This window comes from Acidimicrobiales bacterium (assembly GCA_035630295.1).
Classification (GTDB): domain Bacteria; phylum Actinomycetota; class Acidimicrobiia; order Acidimicrobiales; family Iamiaceae; genus Iamia.
Window position 1 is genome coordinate 1 of sequence record DASQKY010000029.1, and the last position, 21,253, is coordinate 21,253.

Annotated in this window: 26 protein-coding genes; 21 read left to right on the plus strand and 5 right to left on the minus strand. The window is 75.3% G+C overall.

The genetic code is table 11. The annotated features are described in order from the left end of the window. Nucleotides 1–270: proteasome subunit alpha (locus tag VEW93_07635; GenBank protein HYI61662.1), on the plus strand; the 270-nt coding region annotated here is incomplete at its 5' end. Here VEW93_07635 and VEW93_07640 read toward each other — a convergent pair. After that, a complete protein-coding gene (locus VEW93_07640; protein HYI61663.1) occupies nt 251–586 on the minus strand; it encodes a DUF2007 domain-containing protein in 336 nt (111 codons plus the stop codon). The two genes, VEW93_07635 and VEW93_07640, sit on opposite strands and share 20 nt — an antisense overlap. Before the next feature lie 60 nt (nt 587–646). Here VEW93_07640 and pafA point away from each other — a divergent pair, with 60 nt between their 5' ends. From pafA to lepB, 5 genes are read left to right on the plus strand one after another with little or no spacing between them, the layout of a single operon-like run. Then, nucleotides 647–2,005, plus strand: coding sequence for a Pup--protein ligase (gene pafA / locus VEW93_07645; GenBank protein ID HYI61664.1), 1,359 nt, complete (start codon nt 647–649; stop codon nt 2,003–2,005). Nucleotides 2,006–2,049: 44 nt separating this feature from the next. After that, a complete protein-coding gene (locus VEW93_07650; protein HYI61665.1) occupies nt 2,050–3,084 on the plus strand; it encodes a DUF3866 family protein in 1,035 nt (344 codons plus the stop codon). Nucleotides 3,085–3,094: 10 nt separating this feature from the next. Further along, complete coding sequence (locus VEW93_07655) at nt 3,095–4,033, plus strand: WYL domain-containing protein (GenBank protein HYI61666.1); 939 nt, start codon at nt 3,095–3,097, stop codon at nt 4,031–4,033. Beyond that, entirely contained in the window at nt 4,030–5,046 is a 1,017-nt protein-coding gene (locus VEW93_07660; protein HYI61667.1) for a WYL domain-containing protein, read from the plus strand. Before VEW93_07655 ends, VEW93_07660 begins: the two co-directional genes overlap by 4 nt. A gap of 9 nt (nt 5,047–5,055) precedes the next feature. Next, nucleotides 5,056–5,778: a signal peptidase I gene (gene lepB, locus VEW93_07665; protein HYI61668.1), complete on the plus strand. Its 723-nt coding sequence runs from the start codon at nt 5,056–5,058 to the stop codon at nt 5,776–5,778. An 8-nt stretch (nt 5,779–5,786) separates the two neighbouring features. On the opposite strand, the gene VEW93_07670 is transcribed toward lepB, so the two are convergent. Beyond that, a complete protein-coding gene (locus VEW93_07670; GenBank protein ID HYI61669.1) occupies nt 5,787–6,509 on the minus strand; it encodes a glycerophosphodiester phosphodiesterase in 723 nt (240 codons plus the stop codon). A gap of 149 nt (nt 6,510–6,658) precedes the next feature. Here VEW93_07670 and VEW93_07675 point away from each other — a divergent pair, with 149 nt between their 5' ends. The 10 genes from VEW93_07675 to VEW93_07720 all read left to right on the plus strand — a co-directional run bounded on the left by VEW93_07675 (nt 6,659) and on the right by VEW93_07720 (nt 15,946). Further along, the gene (locus tag VEW93_07675; GenBank protein ID HYI61670.1) at nt 6,659–6,991 is read left to right on the plus strand and encodes a hypothetical protein; all 333 of its coding nucleotides are present in this window, start codon (nt 6,659–6,661) and stop codon (nt 6,989–6,991) included. A gap of 39 nt (nt 6,992–7,030) precedes the next feature. Next, a complete protein-coding gene (locus tag VEW93_07680) occupies nt 7,031–7,249 on the plus strand; it encodes a hypothetical protein (GenBank protein HYI61671.1) in 219 nt (72 codons plus the stop codon). A 50-nt stretch (nt 7,250–7,299) separates the two neighbouring features. Continuing rightward, nucleotides 7,300–7,710, plus strand: coding sequence for a Sec-independent protein translocase protein TatB (gene tatB / locus VEW93_07685; protein ID HYI61672.1), 411 nt, complete (start codon nt 7,300–7,302; stop codon nt 7,708–7,710). 35 nt (nt 7,711–7,745) lie between these two features. After that, nucleotides 7,746–8,498, plus strand: a complete 753-nt coding sequence (gene tatC, locus VEW93_07690; protein ID HYI61673.1) for a twin-arginine translocase subunit TatC — start codon at nt 7,746–7,748, stop codon at nt 8,496–8,498. Beyond that, nucleotides 8,495–11,116: a DEAD/DEAH box helicase gene (locus VEW93_07695; GenBank protein HYI61674.1), complete on the plus strand. Its 2,622-nt coding sequence runs from the start codon at nt 8,495–8,497 to the stop codon at nt 11,114–11,116. The genes tatC and VEW93_07695 overlap by 4 nt, the downstream gene beginning before the upstream one ends. Further along, nucleotides 11,113–11,721, plus strand: coding sequence for a hypothetical protein (locus tag VEW93_07700; protein HYI61675.1), 609 nt, complete (start codon nt 11,113–11,115; stop codon nt 11,719–11,721). Before VEW93_07695 ends, VEW93_07700 begins: the two co-directional genes overlap by 4 nt. Nucleotides 11,722–11,750: 29 nt before the next feature. Beyond that, nucleotides 11,751–12,479, plus strand: coding sequence for a hypothetical protein (locus tag VEW93_07705; protein HYI61676.1), 729 nt, complete (start codon nt 11,751–11,753; stop codon nt 12,477–12,479). Between the two features lie 46 nt (nt 12,480–12,525). Beyond that, entirely contained in the window at nt 12,526–13,512 is a 987-nt protein-coding gene (locus VEW93_07710) for a zinc-binding dehydrogenase (GenBank protein ID HYI61677.1), read from the plus strand. A 72-nt stretch (nt 13,513–13,584) separates the two neighbouring features. Then, nucleotides 13,585–14,775: a M20 family metallopeptidase gene (locus tag VEW93_07715; GenBank protein ID HYI61678.1), complete on the plus strand. Its 1,191-nt coding sequence runs from the start codon at nt 13,585–13,587 to the stop codon at nt 14,773–14,775. A gap of 10 nt (nt 14,776–14,785) precedes the next feature. Beyond that, nucleotides 14,786–15,946: a 2'-deoxycytidine 5'-triphosphate deaminase gene (locus tag VEW93_07720; protein ID HYI61679.1), complete on the plus strand. Its 1,161-nt coding sequence runs from the start codon at nt 14,786–14,788 to the stop codon at nt 15,944–15,946. A gap of 17 nt (nt 15,947–15,963) precedes the next feature. Here VEW93_07720 and VEW93_07725 read toward each other — a convergent pair whose 3' ends face one another. Continuing rightward, nucleotides 15,964–16,122 carry a hypothetical protein gene (locus VEW93_07725; protein ID HYI61680.1) on the minus strand — a complete coding sequence of 53 codons (159 nt, stop codon included), beginning with the start codon at nt 16,120–16,122 and terminating at the stop codon, nt 15,964–15,966. Between the two features lie 104 nt (nt 16,123–16,226). On the opposite strand from VEW93_07725, the gene VEW93_07730 reads away from it, so the two are divergent. The 5 genes from VEW93_07730 (at nt 16,227) to VEW93_07750 (ending at nt 20,060) form a co-directional block, all read left to right on the plus strand. Beyond that, entirely contained in the window at nt 16,227–17,834 is a 1,608-nt protein-coding gene (locus tag VEW93_07730) for an FAD-dependent thymidylate synthase (protein ID HYI61681.1), read from the plus strand. Nucleotides 17,835–17,948: 114 nt separating this feature from the next. Beyond that, nucleotides 17,949–18,413, plus strand: a complete 465-nt coding sequence (locus VEW93_07735; protein ID HYI61682.1) for a DUF4193 family protein — start codon at nt 17,949–17,951, stop codon at nt 18,411–18,413. 87 nt (nt 18,414–18,500) lie between these two features. Continuing rightward, the gene (locus tag VEW93_07740) at nt 18,501–19,052 is read left to right on the plus strand and encodes a hypothetical protein (protein HYI61683.1); all 552 of its coding nucleotides are present in this window, start codon (nt 18,501–18,503) and stop codon (nt 19,050–19,052) included. A 61-nt stretch (nt 19,053–19,113) separates the two neighbouring features. Next, nucleotides 19,114–19,641, plus strand: a complete 528-nt coding sequence (locus tag VEW93_07745) for a GNAT family N-acetyltransferase (protein HYI61684.1) — start codon at nt 19,114–19,116, stop codon at nt 19,639–19,641. Continuing rightward, nucleotides 19,638–20,060, plus strand: coding sequence for an NUDIX domain-containing protein (locus tag VEW93_07750; protein ID HYI61685.1), 423 nt, complete (start codon nt 19,638–19,640; stop codon nt 20,058–20,060). Before VEW93_07745 ends, VEW93_07750 begins: the two co-directional genes overlap by 4 nt. A gap of 88 nt (nt 20,061–20,148) precedes the next feature. Here VEW93_07750 and VEW93_07755 read toward each other — a convergent pair whose 3' ends face one another. Beyond that, nucleotides 20,149–20,922 carry a crotonase/enoyl-CoA hydratase family protein gene (locus VEW93_07755; GenBank protein ID HYI61686.1) on the minus strand — a complete coding sequence of 258 codons (774 nt, stop codon included), beginning with the start codon at nt 20,920–20,922 and terminating at the stop codon, nt 20,149–20,151. Nucleotides 20,923–21,026: 104 nt separating this feature from the next. Next, a partial coding sequence (locus VEW93_07760) for a hypothetical protein (GenBank protein ID HYI61687.1) occupies nt 21,027–21,253 on the minus strand: 227 nt, incomplete at its 5' end.

Genomic DNA, 21,253 nt, shown 5'->3' on the forward strand with positions numbered 1-21,253 from the left:
GGGACCGTGGTCGACGACGACCGCTACAGCGTCCTGGGTGGCGAGGCCGACGCCATCGCCGGCCGCATGGAGGAGCACTGGACCGCCGGCGCCGACCTGGCCGCCGCGCTGCAGGGCTGCGTCGCCGCCCTCGCCGGCCCCGACCGCCAGCTGCTGCCGAAGGAGCTGGAGGCAGCCGTGCTCGAGCGCGGGAACGGCCGTCGCGCCTTCCGCCGCCTCGAGGACGACGCCGTGGGCGAGCTGCTCGGGACTAGCGGATCAGCGAGCTGAGGATGGCGGCCACGGCCACCACGCCGGAGGCGGCCGCCAGCAGCCAGATCCGGTAGGCGGGGACCGGCTCGGGCGCCGCCACCTCGTCGTCTCCGGTGTCGAACGACGACTCGACGTCGTCGGCCAGGAGCAGCTCCTGGGCCGCCTCGAGGTCGTCCTCGGTGACCATCACCTCGACGGAACCCATCGGGTAGGGGCCGTCGACGTTGCCCCGGAACTGGGTGACGATGCCCTCGGAGCCGAGGCGGGCGGCCACCACACGGGCGTGGAAGGCACCTTCCGCCCGGAGCACCGGCACCATCCGCAGCCCCTGCACGGGCAGCAGGCTACCGATGACCGGCACCTCGCCGGCCTGCGGCGTGGTTAGGGTGCCTTCGTGGAGCGGCGGATCTTCGGGCTCGAGAACGAGTACGGGGTCACCTGCACGCTCCGGGGCCAGCGCCGCCTGAGCCCCGACGAGGTGGCCCGCTACCTGTTCCGCCGGGTCGTCTCCTGGGGCCGCAGCAGCAACGTCTTCCTCGAGAACGGCGCCCGGCTCTACCTCGACGTCGGCAGCCACCCCGAGTACGCCACGCCCGAGTGCGACTCGATCTACGACCTCGTCGTCCACGACAAGGCCGGCGAGCGCATCCTCGAGCAGCTCCTCACCTTCGCCGAGCAGCGCCTCCGGGAGGAGGGCATCCGCGGGGTCATCTACCTGTTCAAGAACAACACCGACTCGGCCGGCAACTCCTACGGCTGCCACGAGAACTACCTGACCAGCCGGCGCGACGACCTGGGCCACTACGCCGAGGTGCTCATCCCGTTCCTGGTGTCGCGGCAGATCTACGCCGGGGCCGGGAAGGTCATGCACACCTCCCGGGGGGCCCAGTACTCCATCAGCCAGCGGGCCGAGCACATCTGGGAGGGCGTCTCGTCGGCCACCACCCGCAGCCGGCCCATCATCAACACCCGCGACGAGCCCCACGCGGATGCCGAGCGCTACCGGCGCCTCCACGTCATCGTGGGCGACTCCAACATGAGCGAGTACGCCACCTTCCTGAAGGTGGGGGCGGCCAGCATCATGCTGCGGATGCTGGAGGACCCGGCCGTGGTCCTGCGGGACATGACCCTGGAGAACCCCATCCGGGCCATCCGGGAGATCAGCCACGACCTCACCTGCCGAACCCTGGTCAAGCTGGCCAACGGGCGGGAGGTGAGCGCCCTCGACATCCAGTCCGAGTACCTGAACCGGGCCCTCCGCTACGCCCAGACCAAGTCGCTCCAGCCCTTCGAGCAGAAGGCCCTGGAGATGTGGGAGCACTGCCTCAAGGGCATCGAGTCCGACCCCCTCACCCTCGACCGCGAGTGCGACTGGGTCATCAAGCACCGCCTCATCGAGGCCTACCGGGGCCGCCACGACCTCCCGCTGGCCCACCCCAAGGTGGCCCTCCTCGACCTCCAGTACCACGACATCAGCCGGGGCCGGGGCCTGTTCCACCGCATGCAGGCCCGGGGCCTGGTCGAGCGGATGTGCACCGACGAGGAGATCGACCTGGCCATCGACGAGCCGCCCCAGACCACCCGGGCCCGGCTGCGGGGCGAGTTCATCCGCAAGGCCAAGGAGAAGCGGCGGGACTACACGGTCGACTGGGTCCACCTGAAGCTGAACGACCAGGCCCAGCGGACCGTGCTGTGCAAGGACCCGTTCAAGGCCCACGACGACCGGGTCGAGCGCCTCATCTCCTCGCTGTAGCGGGGCCGGGACGGCGGCCGGGGGCGGTCTGGCACACTGCCGCGGTGCCCGCCTTCCGGACCGTCACCGTCACCGAGGTCCTGGCCGCCCGGCCCGGCCTGACCCGGGTGCGGGTGCGGGGCGAGGGTCGGGACGACGACGAGCGGGCCTACGTCCTGACCGAGCTGATCGGGCCGGTGGCGGTGGGCGACGAGGTGGTGGTCAACACCACCGCCGTCGACCTGGGCCTGGGCACCGGGGGCTGGCACGTCGTGCACTGGAACCTGAGCCGCCGCCAGTGGGCCCAGGACGGCCCCGGCCACATCCTGAAGCTCCGCTACACCAGCCTCCAGGCCGACGTGGGGGCGGCCGAGGAGCACGACCCCGACGCCCCCACCGACCTGGGGGGCACGCCCGTGGTGGCCTGCAGCCTCCACAGCCAGGTGGCGGTGGTGGCCACCGCCCTGGGCGCCCTGGCCCCCGGGGCCCGGGTGGCCTACGTCATGACCGACGGCGGCGCCCTGCCCCTGGCCCTCTCCGACCTGGTGGCCGAGCTGCGGACGGCCGGTCTGGTGGCCGGGACGGTCACCACCGGGCACGCCTTCGGCGGGGACCACGAGGCGGTGTCGGTGGCCTCGGGGCTGGCCGTGGCCCGCCACGCGCTGGGGGCCGACGTGATCGTGGCCGGCATGGGCCCCGGCGTGGTCGGCACCGGGTCGCGGCTCGGCTTCAGCGGCCTGGACCAGGCCACCCTCCTCGACGCCGGGGCGTGGCTGGGCGGGCAGCCGGTGGCCTGCGTGCGGGCCTCCGACGGCGACCAGCGCCCCCGCCACCGCGGGGTGAGCCACCACACGGCCACCGTGCTCGACGCCACCCGCTCCGGCGTGGACGTCGTGGTGCCCCCCGGCCTGGACCCGGGCCCGGTGCCCGAGCGCCACACGGTGGTCGAGGTCGAGCCCCCGGACGTGGCCGGGCTCCTGGCCGCCGCCGGCCTGCGGGTCACGACCATGGGCCGGGGCCCGGAGCGCGACCCCCTGTTCTTCGCCGCCGCCGGCGCGGCTGCCGCCCACGCCGCGTCGCTCCTCCGGCCCCGGCCGTAGCATCGCCGGCGTGTCGACCAGCAAGGCCGAACGGCTGCTGACCCTGCTCAAGGTGCTGCTCGACACCGACGTGCTGGTCACCGCGTCCCAGATCCGGCGGCGGGTGCCCGGCTACGCCGAGAGCGACGTGGCCTTCCGGCGGGCCTTCGAGCGGGACAAGGTGGAGCTGGGGACCATGCTCGGCCACCCCATCCGCTCGGCGCCGGTGCCGGGCACCGACCCGCCCGTCGAGGGCTACCGGATCCGGCCCGAGGACGCCTACCTCCGCGACCCCGGGCTCACCCCGGCCGAGCGACGGACCCTGGGCGTGGCCGCCTCGGCCGTGCGCCTGGCCGGCGTCGACCCGGCCCGGGGCACCATGAAGGTGGGAGCCACCCCGGGGGCCGGCCCCCCGGCCGACGGGGCGGGCACCGAGGTCCCCGCCGATGCCCGGGTGGTGGCCCTGTTCCAGGCCGTGGCCGAGCAGCGGGTGGCCCGCTTCCGCTACCACGACGAGGACCGCGAGGTGCAGCCCTTCCGGCTCCGCTTCACCAAGGGCCGGTGGTACCTGGCCGGCCACGACGCGGCCCGGGACGCCGAGCGCCAGTTCCGCGTCGATCGCATCGAGGGCGAGGTGGCCGTCGGCCCCCCCGGCGCCTACGCCCCGCCGGCCGAGGTCGGTGCCGACGCCCTCGACCAGCCGTGGGCCATGGGCGACGGCCCGGCCCGGCCGGTCCGGGTGCGGGTGGACGGGCCCCGGGCCGAGGCCGCCCGCCGGGGCGCGCCGGGGGCCGAGGTGCACGAGGAGGCCGCCGGGTCGGTGGTGCTGACCCTGGAGGTCCGCAACGTCGAGGCCCTGCGGGGCTTCGTGCTGGGCTTCGGGGAGGACGCCGAGGTCCTCGACCCGCCGGAGGTCCGGGCCGAGGTGGTGGCCTGGCTGGCCGCCCTGGCCGGGGACGGCGCCCCGTGAGCGACAGCGGGCCGGTCGGGGGGGCCGAGCACGAGAGCCGGGAGACGGCGGGGGAGCGGATCACCCGCGTCCTGGCCCTGGTGCTGTGGATCGCCGAGCGGGACGGGCCCACGCTGGACGAGGCGGCCGCCCACTTCGGCGTCACCGAGGCCCGCCTGCGGGCCGACCTGGAGCTGGCCAGCATGATCGGCGCCGACAGTGACGACTACACCGACATGCCCGTCGAGATGTTCCTGGAGGGCGACCGGGTCTTCGTCCACCTCCACGCCTTCGACCGCCCCCTGCGGCTCACCCCGGCCGAGGCCCTGTCGCTGGTGGTGGCCGGCTCGGCCGTGACCGGCGAGGGGACCCCCGGCGACGGCTCCGACGGGGGCTCGGCCACCCTGCGCCGGGCCCTGGAGAAGGTGGCCGGGGTGCTGGGCCTGGCCGTGGGCGACCAGGTCGACGTGGACCTCGGGGTCCGGGACCGGGAGACCTTCGCGGCCCTGCGGGCCGCGGTGGACGGGCGCCGGGCCGTCCGCATCGCCCACATCGGCACCGCCACCGACGCCCGCACCGAGCGGGTGGTCGAGCCCTGGCAGCTCTTCCGTGACCGGGGGGCCTGGTACCTGTCGGCCCACTGCCGCTCGGCGGCCGGCGAGCGGGTGTTCCGGGTGGACCGCATCGTGCGGGCCGAACCCCTGGACGAGCAAGTCGACCGGCCCGACCCGCTGCCCGCCCCGTCGGCCCTGCGCACCCCGGCCGACGCGCCCCGGCTGGTGGTGGACCTGGCGCCGGAGGCCCTCTGGGTGGTCGAGAGCTACCCGGTGGAGGCCGTGGAGCCCGGACCCGACGGCCGGTCGCGGGTGACCCTGGCCGTGGTGTCGCGGCCCTGGCTGGAACGGCTCCTGCTCCGCCTCGGGCCCCAGGCCCGGGTGGTCCGCCTCGACCCCCCGTTGGGGCCCGGCGACCCGGCGCCGGCCGCCGCGGCCCGGGTCCTGGCCCGCTACGGATCGGCGCCGCGGCAGGGCTAGCGTGCCGCGGTGACCGACGAGCCCGACCACCGCCCCCCGGAGGACGGCTCGCCGGACGCCGCTGCCACCACCGTCCCCGTGGACGGTGACGAGGCGGGCCCCGGGCTCGGTGCCACCACCACGGCCGAGGGCCGGGACGAGGACGCCGACGACGCGCCCAGCGCCACCCGCCGCCGGGTGCGCTCGGTCGTCGAGTGGGTGGCGGTGCTGGCCGGCGCGCTGGTGGTGGCCCTGGTGGTCCGGGCCTTCCTGTTCACCACGTTCTGGATCCCCACCGGGTCCATGGAGCCCACCCTGGAGGGCGCCCCCCGCAAGGACCGGGTGATCGTCAACCGCCTGAGCTACAAGTTCCACGACGTCAACCGGGGCGACATCATCGTCTTCGAGCTCCCGCCCGGCGAGCCGACCCTGTCGGTCGAGGGCCAGCAGGTCAAGGAGCTGATCAAGCGGGTGGTCGGCCTGTCGGGCGAGACCGTCACGCTGCGCCAGGGCAAGGTGTACATCGACGGCGAGCTCCTGGACGAGCCCTACCTGCCCGACGGCACCCGCACCGACCCCACCTGCGGCGAGGACGAGTTCGTGATCCCCGAGGGCTCGGTGTTCGTCATGGGCGACAACCGGGGTGGGTCGCGCGACGCCCGGTGCTGGCGGGTCCACGCCCTGGACGAGGACGCCATCGTGGGCCGGGCCTTCTTCCGCATCTGGCCGCTGGGCGAGCTGGGCGGCATCTGACCCGGCCCTCAGGGGGCGGTGGCCCGCTCCCAGGCCTCGACCAGGCGATCGACGTGGTCGGAGAACACGCCGTCGATCCCCATGTCGAACAGGCCGTCGAGGACGCGGGGGTGCTGGGCGTCCCACCCCCAGGCCAGGACGCCGAAGCGGTGGTAGAGGGCCACCAGGCCACCGGACCAGTCGGTGTGGTGCAGGTTCACGGCGTCGATGCCCCGCTCCCGAAGGCGGGCGGCGTGGCGCTCGGGCCCCCGGTCGAGGTGCTTGAGGCGGGTCGAGTCGACCAGGCGGACCTGGGGGGCGAGGTCCCGCCACGACAGCAGCAGGTCGTGGTCGTGGTGGCAGAGCCAGACCCGGGACAGCCGGGTGGGGTCCTCGGCGCCCAGGGCGTCGATCAGGGGGCCCGCCGCCGCCGGGTCCTTGACGTCGATCGACAGGGAGGCCCCCGCCCCCAGGTGGGGGGCCAGGGCGGCGGCGTCGGGGACGTGGGGGGGCAGCTCGGCCCGGGGCACGTCGCCGATGGGGCGGCGCCGCAGGACCTTCCCGACCACGCCGTCGTGGTCCAGGACGGCCACCCCGTCGGCGGTGACCCAGGCGTCGGTCTCCAGCCCCGTGGCCCCCAGCTTCAGGGCCAGCTCGAAGGCCTCCACGGTGTTCTCGGGGGCGTGGGCCCGGGCGCCCCGGTGGGCGAAGGCCAGGGGCGGGCGCAGCAGGGACGGCAGGCGCGTCGGCACCGGCCCATCCTCGCGCCCCCCGCCCCGGGCCCCGGCCCCCGCGGCGGGGGCAGGCGTTCGCCCCGGGGCCTCAACTGCCTCCCGTGGCGACCGATCAGGAGGGGGTCAAGCACGGACGGGACGGTCCCGCCCCTGGAGGAGCAGCGAGCATGGCGACGATCCGAGCGACGTGCACCGACTGCGGCGACGTGGAGATGACCAGCGACGACGTCGTCGTCCGGGTCTGCGTCGACGACGGCCGGGGTTCTTACACGTTCCGGTGCCCCCACTGCGGCATGGCCATGGCCAAGCCGGCCGAACCCCAGGTGGTGGAGCTGCTGATCGCCTCGGGTGTCCGCCTCGACCGCTGGCGGCTGCCCGCCGAGCTGGGTGAGCGCCGCCGGGGCGCCCCCATCGACCACGACGACCTGCTCGACTTCCACCGCCTCCTGACCGACGACGGCCGCCTCACCACCGAGCTCGGCCGCCTCGTCGACGGCTAGGTCGGCCGGGGCGCGAACGTGGTGACGTACTCTGCTGTCGTGATGTGGCTGTGGGTGGTGGCGCTGAGTGTCACCGCCGTGGGGCTGGTGGCGGCCGTGCGGGCCGTGGCCCGGGCCGACGCCGCCGTGGCCCACCTGCGGATCGCCTCCGGTGCCGTGGCCGCCGTGCCCGCCGCCGGGGCCGCCCTGGAGCGGGCCACCGCCGAGGCCGCCCACCACCGGGCCGTCCTCCACGCCCGGGGCACGCCCCGCCCCTGAGCGGGCCTCCCGGCCCGGGATCGGCTCCCGGCCTTCGGTAGGCTCGGGCCATGTTCAACGTCGGCGCCGGCGAGATGTTCGTCATCATGCTGCTGGCGCTGATCGTGCTCGGCCCCGAGCGGCTGCCCCGGGCCATGGGCCAGGTGGGGCGGGCCGTGGCCCAGCTGCGGCGCATGTCCAGCGGCTTCCAGGACGAGATCCGCCGGGCCATGGACCCCGACGACGCCCCCTTCCGCCCCGGGGAGGAGACCCTGCGGGGCCCCGTCCCGGGCATCGAGGACGAGGTCAAGGTGGTCAACGCGGGGGAGGAGGCCGGCGACGGCGAGCCGGCCCCCGGGGCCGAGCCCGAGCCCGAGGGTGACCGGGCCGATGCCGAGACCGCGGGGGACGAGGCCGCGACGGACGACACCGTCACCCCCCTCCGCCCCCGCCGCGACGGCGACGCCCGGGCCACCGGGTGACCGCGGAGGCCGGCGCCCGGCAGGAGACCGGGCACATGACCCTCATCGAGCACCTGGTCGAGCTGCGGACCCGGCTGGTCCGCTCGCTCCTGGCCGTGGGCCTGGGCGCGCTGGTGGCCTGGTTCCTCTACCAGCCCATCCTGGACCTGCTCCTGGACCCGCTGTCCCAGACCGCCCCGGACCCCGAACTGGGGGCCCAGCTGCTGGCCACCGACCCCCTGACCGGGTTCCGGGTCCGGATCCAGATCACCACCTACACGGCCATCGCCCTCGCCCTGCCCATGATCCTGTGGCAGGTCTGGCGCTTCGTCTCACCCGGCCTCTACGCCAACGAGAAGCGCTACGGCCTGGCCTTCATCTTCAGCGGCACGGTGCTGTTCGCGGCGGGGGCGGCCATCGCCTTCTGGACCATGCCCAAGGCGCTGGAGTTCCTCCAGACCATCGGCGGCGACGGCAACTTCACCGAGTTCTACACGCCGGACAAGTACCTCCGGCTGATCACCTACATGATGCTGGCCTTCGGCATCGGCTTCGAGTTCCCCCTGGTGGTGGTCACCCTCCAGTTCGTGGGGGCCGTGACCACGGCCACGCTGCGCCGCATCCGCCGCTACGTGGTCGTCATCGTGGCCGTGTTCGTGGCCGTGGCCACCCCCAGCGGCGACCCCATCAGCATGCTGGCCCTGACCGTGCCCATGTGCGTGCTCTACGAGGTGGCCATCCTCATCGGCCGCCTCCGGGAGCGTCGGGTGCGCAAGGCGGAGGAGGCCGCGGCCAGGGCCCGGTCGTGACCCCGGGGGAGCGGCCCTTCGCCCTCGACCCGTTCCAGATCGAGGCCCTGGCCGCGGTGGACGAGGGGGCCTCGGTCCTGGTGGCCGCCCCCACCGGGGCCGGCAAGACGGTGGTGGCCGACCACGCCGTGGACCGGGCCGTGGCCCAGGGGCTGAAGGCCTTCTACACCACGCCCATCAAGGCCCTCTCCAACCAGAAGCTGGCCGACCTGCGGCGCCGCCTCGGGGCCCACCGGGTGGGCCTGGTGACCGGGGACGCCACCGTGAACCCCGACGCCCAGGTGGTGGTCATGACCACCGAGGTGCTGCGCAACATGCTCTACGCCCGGTCGCCGGCGCTGGAGGGCCTGGGCGTGGTCGTCCTGGACGAGGTCCACTACCTGCAGGACCGCTACCGGGGCCCGGTGTGGGAGGAGGTCATCATCCACCTGCCCCGGTCGGTGGGCATCGTGGCCCTCTCGGCCACCGTGTCCAACGCCCAGGAGCTGGCCGGCTGGATCGACGCGGTGCGGGGCCGGACCGTGGCCGTGGTCGAGCACCAGCGGCCGGTCGAGCTGGTCAGCCTGTACGCGGCCCGGGACCGGAGCTCGCGTGACCTGGTGGTCCTCCCCGTGGTGGTGGACGGCGAGCCCAACCCGGTGGGGGAGCGCCTCGACGCCCCGCCGTTGACCCCCCGCCACGACCGCCGGGCGCGGGGCCGGCCCCGCTACGCCACGCCCCGCCGCCTGGAGGTGGTGGAGCACCTGGCCGAGGCCGACCTGCTGCCCGCCATCTGCTTCGTGTTCAGCCGCAAGGGCTGCGACGAGGCCGCCCGGGGGCTCCTGGAGGCCGGGGTGCGCCTCACCGCCCCGGCCGAGCGGAGCCGCATCCGGGCCATCGCCGAGCACCACCTCGACGGCCTGTCCGACGGCGACCTCGACGTCCTGGGCCACGAGCTGTGGCTGGCCGCCCTGACCGAGGGCATCGCCGCCCACCACGCCGGCATGGTCCCCCCGTTCAAGGAGGCGGTCGAGGCCTGCTTCGTCCAGGGCCTGGTCAAGGTGGTCTTCGCCACCGAGACGTTGGCCCTGGGCATCAACATGCCGGCCCGCTCGGTGGTCATCGAGAGCCTGTCCAAGTTCACCGGCGAGCACCACGAGCCCCTGACCCCCGGCCAGTACACCCAGCTCACCGGCCGGGCCGGCCGCCGGGGCATCGACGAGGTGGGCCGGGCCCTGGTGCTGTGGAGCCCGTTCACCCGCTTCCAGCAGGTGGCCGACCTGGTCATGAGCCGGCGCTTCGAGCTGCGGTCCGCCTTCCGGCCCACCTACAACATGGCGGCCAACCTGGTCCGCCGCCACGACCCGGACGAGGCCCGCCGCCTGCTGGACCGGTCCTTCGCCCAGTACCAGGCCGACCACGGCGTGGTCCGCCTGCGGGCCCGGCGCGACACCCGGGCCGAGACGCTGTCCCGCCTGGACGACGAGGCGGCCTGCGAGCGGGGCGACGTGGAGGAGTACCGGCGCCAGCTGCGGGTCGACGACGATGCCCGCCGGGGCACCCAGTCGCGCCACGACGTGCTCACCGCCCTGGCCCGCCTGCGGCCCGGTGACGTGGTCCGGCTGGCCGGCAGTCGCCTGGCCGTGCTGTCCATGGGCTGGCGGGGGCCGGAGCGGGGCCGCCTGCACGTGGTCGACGAGCGGGGCCGGGCCCGCACCATCGCCAGCTCGGACGTGCACGAGGTGCTCTCGGCCATCGGCGAGATCGAGCTGCCCCGGCCCTACGCCCCCAACAACCGGGCCTTCCAGCACGAGGTGGCCCGGAGCCTGGCCCAGGTCCGGGGCGGGTCGCGGCGCAACCGGGCCGGCCGGCCCGCCCCCGCGCTCACGGCCCCGTCGCACCCGGTGGCGGAGTGCCCCGACGCCGCCCGCCACGTGCGGGCCGCGGTGCAGGCCGACCGGGTCCGCCGCGAGCTGGCCGACCTCGACCGGCGCATCGCCGGCAGCACCGGCTCGGTGGCCCGGGAGCTGGATGCCGTGCTGGAGGTGCTGCGGGGGCGGGGCATGGTCGGCGACTGGGAGCTCACGGCCCGGGGGGGCCTGCTGGTCCGCATCTTCCACGAGTGCGACCTGCTCATCGCCGACTGCCTGGCCACCGGCCTGCTCGACGACCTGGACCCCCCGGCCCTGGCCGGCGTGGCCTCGGTGTTCACCTACGAGCACCGGAGCAAGGTCCCGGCCCCCCCGCCGTGGTTCCCGGACCGGCTCAGCCGCCAACGGGTCGAGGCCATCCTCGACCGGGCCGAGGACCTGCGGGCCGCCGAGGGCGCCGCCGGCCTGCCGGCCACCCGGCTCCCGGACCCGACCTTCCTGGGCCTGGCCCACGCCTGGGCCGAGGGCCGGCCCCTCGACACCGTCCTGGACGACGACGAGATGACCGGCGGGGACTTCGTGCGCAACGTCCGCCAGCTCGTCGACCTCCTGCGCCAGGTGGGCGAAGCCGCCCCCGACCCCCGCACCGCCCGCTCGGCCCGGGCCGCGGCCGCCGCCCTGGACCGGGGGGTGGTGGCGGCGTCGATCGGCGCCTCCACCGGCGGCGACGCCGCCTCGCCCGAGCTGCCGGCGGCGGAGGCCCCGTGACCGTCGAGAAGGGCCGGGACTGGGGGACGTCGGGGCCCCTGCCCGCCGGGGCCGTCCTGGCCCGCTCCGACGCCGAGGCCCGGGCCGCCCTGGAGGAGGCCCGGCGCTCGGGCCGGCCCCTGCCCGCCCTCGGCCTCCTGGGCGGGGACCTGTGCCGCACGCTGGGGGGGCGCGGGGACGAGGCCCGCCTGCGCGACGGGGGCACCCGGGTCCAGGTCGACCTGGGGGTGGCCCTGCTGGACGGCCGGTCCCACCTGTTCGTGGCCCACCTGGTGGCCCGCCGCCGGTGGTGGCGGGGCCGGGTGGTGGCGGTGATGAACGCCCAGTTCCTGGGGCCGTGGGACGCCGCCCCCCGGGCCCACCCGGGCGACGGCCGCCTCGACGTGCTCGACGGTTCCCTGGGTCCCGGCGACCGGTGGAAGGCCCGGCCGCGCCTCCGGGCCGGGACCCACGTGCCCCACCCCGGCATCGCCCAGCACCGGGTCCCGGCCTGGACAGCCGAGCTGCCCCGGCCCACGCCGGTGTGGCTGGACGGCGCCCGGGTGGGCGAGGCCCGGTCCCTGGCCGTCCGGGTCGAGCCCGACGCCGTCACCGTCGTCGTCTGAGGGCCCGGCGGCCCCTAGGCTGCCCGACCGTGGCGCACTTGCGGTGGAGGCGGGTCCGGGCCCTGGGAGCGACGGTGGCGGTGGCCGCGGTGGCCGGGGGCTTGGGCGGCTGCACCACCGATCCGGTGCCGGTGGCGGTGGCCGGCCTCGACCGCCGGGGCACCCCCGTCGTGGGCGGGATCGACTGCACGTACTCCACCGAGGACCTCGAGCGCATCGCCGTGTCCTTCGACGACAGGATCTTCGGGGCCGAGTCCTGGGTCGTCAGCCAGCCGGACGTCGGGGGCCTCGGCCGCCCCGGGGGCTCGACCCCGTCCCGGGACCAGCCCCCGGAACCCGACCCCCGGGCCCTGGACAAGGTGCCCCTCATCGCCGTGGGCGATCCCTCGGTGCCGGGCTGGGTCACCGAGGTGGCGCTGGAGGAGCCGGTGCCGGAGCTGGGCGAGATGGACGTGCGCTTCGAGCAGGAGGTGGAGCCCACCATCGACCTGACCGTGGCGCTCGACGGGCCCGCCGACCGCTTCTCGGCCTCGATCGACGGCGACGTGGTCAGCGGGCTGACCTCGGCCGAGCTGCGGGCCCGGATCGCCGAGACCTGCGACGAGGCCCAGTCCTTCGCCGCGGGCACGTTCTGGGCCGTGGCCGGGGGCACGACCGGGGCGGTGCTGCTCCTGTGGGTGGTGGCCGGCGTGGTCGCCGCCCGGCAGTGGCGCCGCGCCGCCCCGGCCGTCGCCGGGGCCCGGGCCGGCACCGGCTGAGCCCGGGGACGCGCCGCCGGCCGTCGGGTCGCTACCGTCGCCGACCGTGGACGCGTGGACGTTGGACGAGGCCCCGGGGGAGTACCGCTGGGCGACGGTGCCCGACCCCGAGGCGGGGCCGGGCGAGGTCCGGGTCCGGGTGGTGGCCAGCGCCCTGAACCACATGGACCACTGGCTCACGCAGGGCCGGCCCCGGCCCCCGGCCTTCCCCCACGTCCCGGGGTGTGACGTGGCCGGCGTGGTCGATGGCACCGGTGACGGGGTCGAGGGCTGGGCCGACGGCGCCGAGGTGGTGGTCAACCCCACTGTCACCTCGGTGGCGGCCCTGGCCCGCTACGGCGTGGACGCCCCCGCGGCCCGGGGCATGCGCCTGGTGGGGGAGAACCGCTGGGGCGGCCACGGCACCTACGTGGTGGTGCCGGCCCGCAACCTGGTGGCCCGCCCGCCGGGCCGGTCGTGGGCCGAGTGCGCGGCCTACCCGGTGGCCTACTCCACGGCGTGGCGGATGCTGCGCCGGGCCCGGCTGCGGGCCGGGGAGACGCTGCTGGTGGTGGGCGTGGGCGGGGGCGTGTCCAACGCCCTCCTGGCCCTGGGCCGGGCCGCCGGCGCCCGGGTGGTGGCCACCTCCCGCGACCCCGTCAAGCGGGAGGCGGCCCTGGCCGCGGGGGCCGACGAGGCCCTGGACTCAGCGGCCGAGCGGTGGGACGTCGACGCCGACGTGGTGGCCGAGAGCGTGGGCGCCGCCACCTGGGACGCCTCCCTGGCCGCCCTCCGCCCCGCCGGGCGCCTGGTGGTGTGCGGCGCCACCTCGGGCGGCGTGGTGGAGCTGGCCCTGCCCCGGGTGTGGTTCAAGCAGGTCGAGATCATCGGGTCGACCATGGCCTCCTACCAGGAGTTCGCCGAGGTCACCGGGCTGGTGGCCCAGGGCCTGCCGGTGGCCGTGGACTCCGAGCGGGGCCTGGACGCCTACCCCGAGGCGCTGGCCCGCCTCCGGGCCGGCGACCAGCTCGGCAAGCTGGTCCTCCGGCACTGAGGCCACGGCCCCGCCGTCGCCGGGCCGGGGGCCTGCGCGGGCGGCACGCCACCACCTCGGTAGCCTCCGGGCATGTCGGACCTGGAGGGGACCAAGGGGCGGATCGTCGCGGAGGTGGACCGGCGGGCCGACCTGCTGCTGGACGTGTCGCACCGCATCCACGAGCGGCCGGAGCTGGCCTTCGCCGAGCACCACGCCCACGACCTGCTCACCGAGGTGCTGGAGGGCGAGGGGCTGGCCGTGGAGCGCTCGGCCTACGGGCTGGCCACCGCCTTCGCGGCCCGGGCCGGCACCGAGGGCCCGACGGTGGTGGTGTGCTGCGAGTACGACGCCCTGCCCGGCATCGGCCACGCCTGCGGCCACAACGTCATCGCCGCCGCCGGCCTGGGGGCCGGCCTGGCCGCCGCCGCGGTGGCCGACCAGGCCGGGGGGCGGGTCCTGGTCCTGGGCACGCCGGCCGAGGAGGGCGGCGGTGGCAAGCAGCTCATGATCGATGCCGGCGCCCTCGACGGCGTGGCCGCCGCCGTCATGGTCCACCCCGCGGGGGCCGACCTGCGGTGGATGGACACCCTGGCCATCCAGCGGGTGACGGTGACCTACCGGGGCCACGCGGCCCACGCCGCCGCCGCCCCCGAGAAGGGCCGCAACGCCCTGGACGCCGCGGTGCTGGGCTACGTCAACGTGGCCGCCCTGCGCCAGCACATCACCCCGGCCGAGCGGGTCCACGGCATCTTCACCGAGGCCGGCCAGGCCGCCAACGTGGTGCCCGACCGCGCCGTGGCCCAGTGGTACGTCCGGTCCCCGTCCCGGGACGGCCTGGCCGCCCTGCGGGAGCGGGTGGTGGCCTGCCTGCGGGCCGGGGCCGCGGCCGCCGGCTGCACCATGGAGGAGGACTGGTACGACCCGGCCTACGACGAGCTGGTGGGGGTGGAGAGCTTCGACGACCTCTACGCCGCCAACGCCGCCCGGCTGGGCCGCACCGTGCTGCGGCCCGGCCTCGACGGGGTGCCGGCCGTGGTGGGCTCCACCGACATGGGCAACGTCAGCCAGCACGTGCCGGCCATCCACCCCATGATCCAGGTGGCCCCGCCCGAGGTGGCCATCCACACCAGCGCCTTCGTGGGCCACGCCCGGGCCCCGGAGGGCGACCGGGCCGTGCTGGACGGGGCCAAGGCCCTGGCCCTCACCGTGGCCGACCTGTGGCTCGACCCCGCGGCCCTGCCCGCGGTGGAGGCGGAGTTCGCCGCCCGCCGTCCTCGCTAACCTGCCCCCGATGCTGACCGGTCGGGTCCTCGCCGTGCAGGCCCTCAAGCGAGCGGCCGAGGCCGGGCACATCCGCACCAGCACCCCCATCCCCAAGGCCAACTTCCAGCCCTCCAGCCTGGACCTGCGCTTCGGGCCGGTGGCCTACAAGCTGCGGGCCAGCTTCCTCTCCCACACCTCGACCGTGGCCCGGGGCCTGGAGCGCTACGCCATCGACGAGCTGGCCATGGGGGAGGGGGGCATCGTGCTGGAGCCCCGCCGGCCCTACGTCATCCCCCTGCGGGAGTCGCTGGCCCTGCCCGAGGGGCTGGACGGCTTCGTCAACCCCAAGAGCTCCGCCGGCCGGGTCGACACCCTGTGCCGGGTGCTCACCGACCGGTCGGACTCCTTCGACGAGATCCGGGCCGGCTACAACGGGCCGCTGTACGTGGAGATCGTGTCCCGGACCTTCCCGCTGCTGGTGCGGCCGGACATGACCCTGGTCCAGCTGCGCCTGTTCGACGACGTGCCCGGGGCCCTGGACGGGGCGGCCCTGGCCGCCGAGCACGAGCGCTTCGGCCTGGTCTGCAACCCGGAGACCGACCGGGCCATGGCCCCCGACCTGTCGGGCAGCAGCATCGGCCTGTCGCTGGACCTGCGGGGCGACGAGCACGGCGTGGTCGGCTACCGGGCCAAGCGCAACACCGAGGTCCTGGACTTCGGCCTGCTGGACCAGGAGTGGCGCCGCTTCTGGGAGCCGGTCTACCGGGACGTGGACGAGCCCCGCCTGGTGCTGGAGCCGGAGGAGTTCTACCTGCTGCTGTCGCAGGAGGCCATCACCATCCCGCCGGGGCTGGCGGCCGAGATGGTGCCCTACGACGTGCGCAGCGGCGAGGTCCGCACCCACTACGCCGGGTTCTTCGACCCCGGGTTCGGCTACCAGCGGGGCAAGAAGGGGTGGGGGAGCCGGGCCACCCTGGAGGTGCGGGCCCACGACGTGCCCTTCGTGGTCGAGCAGGGCCAACGGGTGTGCCGGATGGTCTACAGCCACCTGGACGAGCACCCGGACTTCGTCTACGGCAGCGAGATCTCGTCCAACTACCAGGCCCAGATCGTGACCCTCAGCAAGCACTTCACCCGCCCCACCAGCGAGCCCGATGCCCAGCAGCTCACCCTCATGCAGGGCGCCTAGGCCGGTGGCGGCCCCGCTCAGGCGGCCAGGGCGGATCGGGCCCCGGGGGCCAGCTCCAGGGTGACGACGTGGCCGCAGCGGTCGCAGGCCAGGCGGACCTCGTCGGTGCCCGGGTCCAGGACGGGGGAGGGCGGGTAGGGGTCGAGGTGGTCGGTGCAGTAGTCGCAGGTCTCCATGCCCGCGCACCCTACGGAGGGGGTGTGACAGTGGTCGTCGGAGGGGCCGCGCCACGGTTCGTGGTCCCTCGGGGCCGGGGCGGCAGCCCCTAGAGTCGCCCGCTGTGACGGTGTACGTCCCCGAGGACTTCAGCGCCGACGAGAGCGACGTCCTCCGGCGGTACTTCACCAACCTGGACGGGCCCGTCTTCGCCCTCGTGAACCTCCCCGAGGTGGTCAAGGGGGCCCTCTTCGCCCGCTACTCGCGCTCCTCCAAGAGCCTGCGGCGGCTGTTCCTGGACGAGTTCGTGGGCGAGCTGGACATCAGCGGCGACCACACCATCGACGCCACCGTGGGCCTGCGGCGGGCCGAGGAGCTCTACGACCGGGTCTTCTTCGAGTACGGGGACGACTCGGTGGCCCAGCTGGGCGGCGTGCACCTGGCCTGCGAGCAGGCCTCCAACCTGCTCACCAAGGTGCTGGAGTGGGGCCGCCTCATGTCCTACCTGGAGCAGTCCACCCGCTACATCGCCTACGACAGCCGCCTGGGGGGCCGGTTCCGGTACCGGCGCGACCCCGACATCCTGGGCTCGCCCCTGGGCACCCGGTACGTGGGCGACATGGACCGCCTGTTCGACACCTACGCCACCCTGGTGCCCCGGCTGCAGGAGTTCTTCCGGGAGCGCTTCCCCAAGGAACCGGGCGACTCGGACCTGATCTACCGCCAGGCGGTGCGGGCCAAGGCCTTCGACGCCCTGCGGGGCATCCTGCCGGCGGCGTCGCTGTCCAACGTGGGGATCTACGGCACCGGCCAGGGCTACGAGCAGCTCCTGCTGCGCATGCGCTCGCACCCGCTGCCCGAGGCCCGCCGCTACGCGGATCTGATGCTGTCCGAGCTGCGCAAGGTCATCCCCTCGTTCCTGAAGCGGGTCGACCTGGACGACCGGGGCGTGGCCTGGAGCACGTACCTGGCCAGCACCCGGACCGCCACCGAGGAGATCGCGGCCCGGCTGTTCCCGGCCGACGAGCCGGCCGACGCCGCCCCCGGCGTCACCCTCACCAGCTACGACCCCGACGCCGAGGTCCGCCTGGTCACGGCCATGCTCTACCCCTCGACCCACGTACCCGAGGCCCAGGTCGAGCGGCGGGTGCGGGACATGGGCACCGACGAGCGCCTGGCCGTCATGAAGGCCTACGTGGGCGACCGGTCCAACCGGCGCCACAAGCCGGGCCGGGCCCTGGAGCGCCTCACCTACCGCTTCGACGTGCTGGCCGACTACGGCGCCTTCCGCGACCTCCAGCGCCACCGCATGCTCACGGTGGAGTGGCAGAGCCTGAGCCCCCGCCACGGCTACACCCGGCCCGAGGCCGTCGACCTGGCCGGCCACGCCGCCGGCTTCGACGAGGCCATGGAGCGCTCCGCCGCCCTGCACGACACCCTGGTCGACCGGTTCCCGGCCCAGGCCTCCTACGCCGTGTGCCTGGCCTACAAGGTGCGCTTCGCCATGCAGTTCAACGCCCGCGAGGCCATGCACATGCTGGAGCTGCGCTCCACGCCCCAGGGCCACCCGGCGTACCGGGAGGTGGCCCAGCAGATGCACCGCCTCATCGCCGAGGAGGCCGGCCACCGGGCCGTGGCCGAGCTGATGCGCTGGGTCGACCACTCGCCCGAGCCGGCCCTGGAGCGCCTGGCCGCCGAGCGCCGGGCCGAGCTGCGCCGCCACACCCGCTGAGCCGCCGGCATGACCGATGGCACGCCCACCAGGGCCGGACCGGTGCGTTGCATCCGGTCGGGCGCGGCCTATGATCCGCCGCGACCGCCCGCCTGACGGCCGACGAAGGATCCCATGGCTGACGAAGAACCCACCGACGAGGTCGAGATCGAGGAGGAGGAAGAGGAGCTGGACGAGGAGGTCCTCGACGACGATCTCGTGGAGGACGAGGTCCTCGAGGTGCCCGTCGAGGACGTCGCCCTCGTGGAGGTGGAAGAGGACGCGGAGGAGGCGGAGGAGCCGCCCAAGCGGCCCGAGAAGGGCCGGGCCGGTGACGACGAGGAGGAGGACGAGGACGAGCCCGACCCCGACGACGTCGAGGAGGACCTCGACACCATCCTCAAGGACCGCATCGCGGCCAACGACGACGAGGACGAGGACGAGGACGACGCCCCCCCGGTGGAGGCGCCCACGCCCGACGCCGGTGGGCGGGTCCAGCCCAAGCGGCCCGGTGAGTTCACCTGCCAGTCCTGCTTCCTGGTCAAGCACCCCAGCCAGCTGGCCGACGCCGACGAGATGCTCTGCGCCGACTGCGTCTGAGCACCGGCGCCCCGCCCCCGGAGATTTCCCGGGGGCTCGGCCCCTGGGCCAGCATGGCCCGGTGACCGACCCCCGAGAGGTCTTCCCATGAGCGACCGCAAGCCCCCCGTCGACGCCGCCCTCGACGTCCTGCTCTACGCCCCCCTGGGCTTCGCCCTGGAGGCCCGGACGCTCCTGCCCAAGCTGGTCGAGCGGGGTCGCAACCAGGTCTCGATGGCCAAGGTCATGGGCCAGTTCGCGGTGCAGCAGGGCCAGGTCGAGGCCAACAAGCGCCTGGGCCCGGTCCAGGAGCAGGTCCGGGGCCAGGTGGGCACGGTCCTGGCCGACCTGGGCCTGGCCCCCCGACCGGCCCGCCCGGCGGCGTCGGGCCCCGACCCGGCGGAGGGGGCGGCGGCCACCGTGGCCTCCACCCCGGCCGAGGCCGCCTCGCCGGCCACCGCCCCGGACGCCTCGGTGGCCGAGACCGTCCCGTCCGGCGACCTGGCCATCCCCGACTACGACAGCCTGGCCGCCTCCCAGGTCGTGCCCCGCCTCCGGGCCCTGTCGGAGGCCGAGCTGGAGGACGTGCGGGCCTATGAGGCCGCCGGGCGGGGGCGCAAGACCATCCTGAACCGCATCGCCCAGCTCCAGAACGGCTGAGGGGCCGGCCCGTGCTCCGCCCCGGACCCCGCCGGTCCCGCCCGGGACGGGGCTGACCTCCGTGGAGGAGGTGCGGCCGGCCACCGCCGAGGACCTCGACGACCTGGAGCGACTGGCCGCCACGGCCCGGTCCGAGCTGGGGACGGAACGGGGCGGCCTGATGTGGCAGCTCCTCCACGGCCGGCCCGAGCCCCTGCGCGACACCCTGGCCGCCGACCTGGCCGAGGTGGCGGCCGGCACCGGGACCGTCCTGGTCGGCACCTGGGCCGGCGCGCCGGCCGGCTACGCCGCCGCCCACCGCGACGTGCTGGGCGACGGGACCACCGTGGCCGTGGTCAGCGACATCTACGTGGAGCCGGGCTTCCGGGGCGTGGGCCTGGGCCAGGCCCTCATGGACGCGCTGCTGGCCTGGGCCGAGGGCCACGGCTGCCGGGGCATCGACGCCCTGGCCCTCCCCGGGATGCGCCACAGCAAGAACTTCTTCGAGCGCTTCGGCCTCACGGCCCGGGCCATCCTGGTCCACCGCGACCTGCGCCCCCCGGTTCCCGACGACGACCCGGACCGGACCGGGGCCGCGGAGGGGCGATGACCGGCGGTGGGGGAGCGCCGCTCCCGGTCGTGGGGGTGGCGGCGGTGGTCGTCGAGGAGGAGGACCTGCTCCTGGTGCGCCGGGGCCGGCCGCCGGGGGCCGGGCGCTGGGCCCTGCCCGGGGGGCGGATCGAGCGGGGCGAGACGGCGGTGGAGGCCGCGGTGCGGGAGCTGGCCGAGGAGACCGGCCTGGAGGGCATCTGCGGGGACTTCGTGGCCTGGACCGAGGTCATCGACGACGAGCACCACGCCGTGATCCTGGTCTTCCGGGTCCACCTGTTGGCCCGGGCCGACCCCCTGGCCGGCGACGACGCCACCGACGCCCGTTGGGTGCCCCTGGGCGACGTGGTCGACCTCCACCTGGTGGCGGGCCTGGCCGAGCTGCTGCACGACCACGACCTGATCGCCACCTTCACCTGAGGATTAGCCCCGGGACGGCTGAGGGGCCCGGCACCGGCGTCGGTGCCGGGCCCCCGGCAAGGCGATCAAGTAGCTGGGCTGGGCCCGATCAACGGCCCTTCCACACGGGGGCTCGCTTCTCGGCGAAGGCGGTGAGGCCCTCACCGAAGTCCTCGGTGCTGAACATCTTCATGATGCCCTCGCCCGACATCTTCCAACCCACCTCGTCGGGCTGGTCGGTGGCCTCGATCACGATCCTCCGGCTCTCGGCCACGGCCAGCGGGGCCGCCGCGCACACCTGGGCCGCCAGCTCCTGGGCCCGCTCCAGGGCCTGGCCCTCCTCGGCCAGGTGGTTGACCAGGCCGAAGTGGTGGGCCTGCTCGGCCGGGAAGTCGAGGCGGCCGGTGAGGGCCAGCTCCATGGCGATGTTGCGGGGGATCTTGCGGGGCAGGCGGAACAGGCCGCCGGCCGCGGCCACCAGGTTGCGCTTGACCTCGGGGATGCCGAACACCGCGGTGCGCGACGCCACCACCATGTCGCAGGCCAGCACGATCTCGGTCCCCCCGGCCAGGGCCGGGCCGTCGACGGCGGCGATCACCGGCTTGGTGCGCTCCCGTTGGACGAACCCGGCGAAGCCGCCCCTGGCCGTGGACATGCCCCCGGGGTCGGTGGCCATCTGCTTGAGGTCGGCGCCGGCGCAGAAGATCCAGCCCTTGTCGGTCTGGCCGCCGGTGATGATGCCGACCCAGGCCTCCGGATCCTCCTCCAGCGCGTCGATGGCCGCCTCGATGCCCTGGGCGACGGCGGTGTTGACCGCGTTGCGGGCTTCGGGACGCTTGATGGTGATGACGGCGACATGGCCGTCGAGCTCGTACTCGACCATGGCCCGGACACTAGACCGAGCGGTCAAGAACCACCCAGAACCCCGAACCGGTGATCAGATCTCCCTGCCATCCGGGGGATCTGATCACCAGCTCGGCAGGTTCCTCAGACCTCGGTGCCGTCGGGCTCGGCGGCCTCGGGCTCGGGCTGCTCGGCCACCGGCTCGGGAGCAGCCTCCTCGGCCGGCGGGGCCGTCTCGGGTGCCGTGGAGGCCGTGGCCTCGGCATCGACGTCGGTGTCGCCCACCGGGGCGGACTCGGCCACCGGCGGGGTGTCGGCCGCGGCCGGGGCGTCGGCCGCCGGCGGGGGAGGGGGGACGGGCTTGGTGCCCT

Bases quoted from the DNA above. Each gene is read 5' to 3' on its own strand.
- VEW93_07735 (HYI61682.1), top strand. From the start codon at position 17,949: ATGGCTGACGAAGAACCCACCGACGAGGTCGAGATCGAGGAGGAGGAA.
- VEW93_07715 (HYI61678.1), top strand. From the start codon at position 13,585: ATGTCGGACCTGGAGGGGACCAAGGGGCGGATCGTCGCGGAGGTGGAC.
- VEW93_07740 (HYI61683.1), top strand. From the start codon at position 18,501: ATGAGCGACCGCAAGCCCCCCGTCGACGCCGCCCTCGACGTCCTGCTC.
- VEW93_07720 (HYI61679.1), top strand. From the start codon at position 14,786: ATGCTGACCGGTCGGGTCCTCGCCGTGCAGGCCCTCAAGCGAGCGGCC.
- tatB (HYI61672.1), top strand. From the start codon at position 7,300: ATGTTCAACGTCGGCGCCGGCGAGATGTTCGTCATCATGCTGCTGGCG.
- VEW93_07675 (HYI61670.1), top strand. From the start codon at position 6,659: ATGGCGACGATCCGAGCGACGTGCACCGACTGCGGCGACGTGGAGATG.
- VEW93_07755 (HYI61686.1), bottom strand. From the start codon at position 20,922: ATGGTCGAGTACGAGCTCGACGGCCATGTCGCCGTCATCACCATCAAG.
- VEW93_07750 (HYI61685.1), top strand. From the start codon at position 19,638: ATGACCGGCGGTGGGGGAGCGCCGCTCCCGGTCGTGGGGGTGGCGGCG.
- VEW93_07725 (HYI61680.1), bottom strand. From the start codon at position 16,122: ATGGAGACCTGCGACTACTGCACCGACCACCTCGACCCCTACCCGCCC.
- tatC (HYI61673.1), top strand. From the start codon at position 7,746: ATGACCCTCATCGAGCACCTGGTCGAGCTGCGGACCCGGCTGGTCCGC.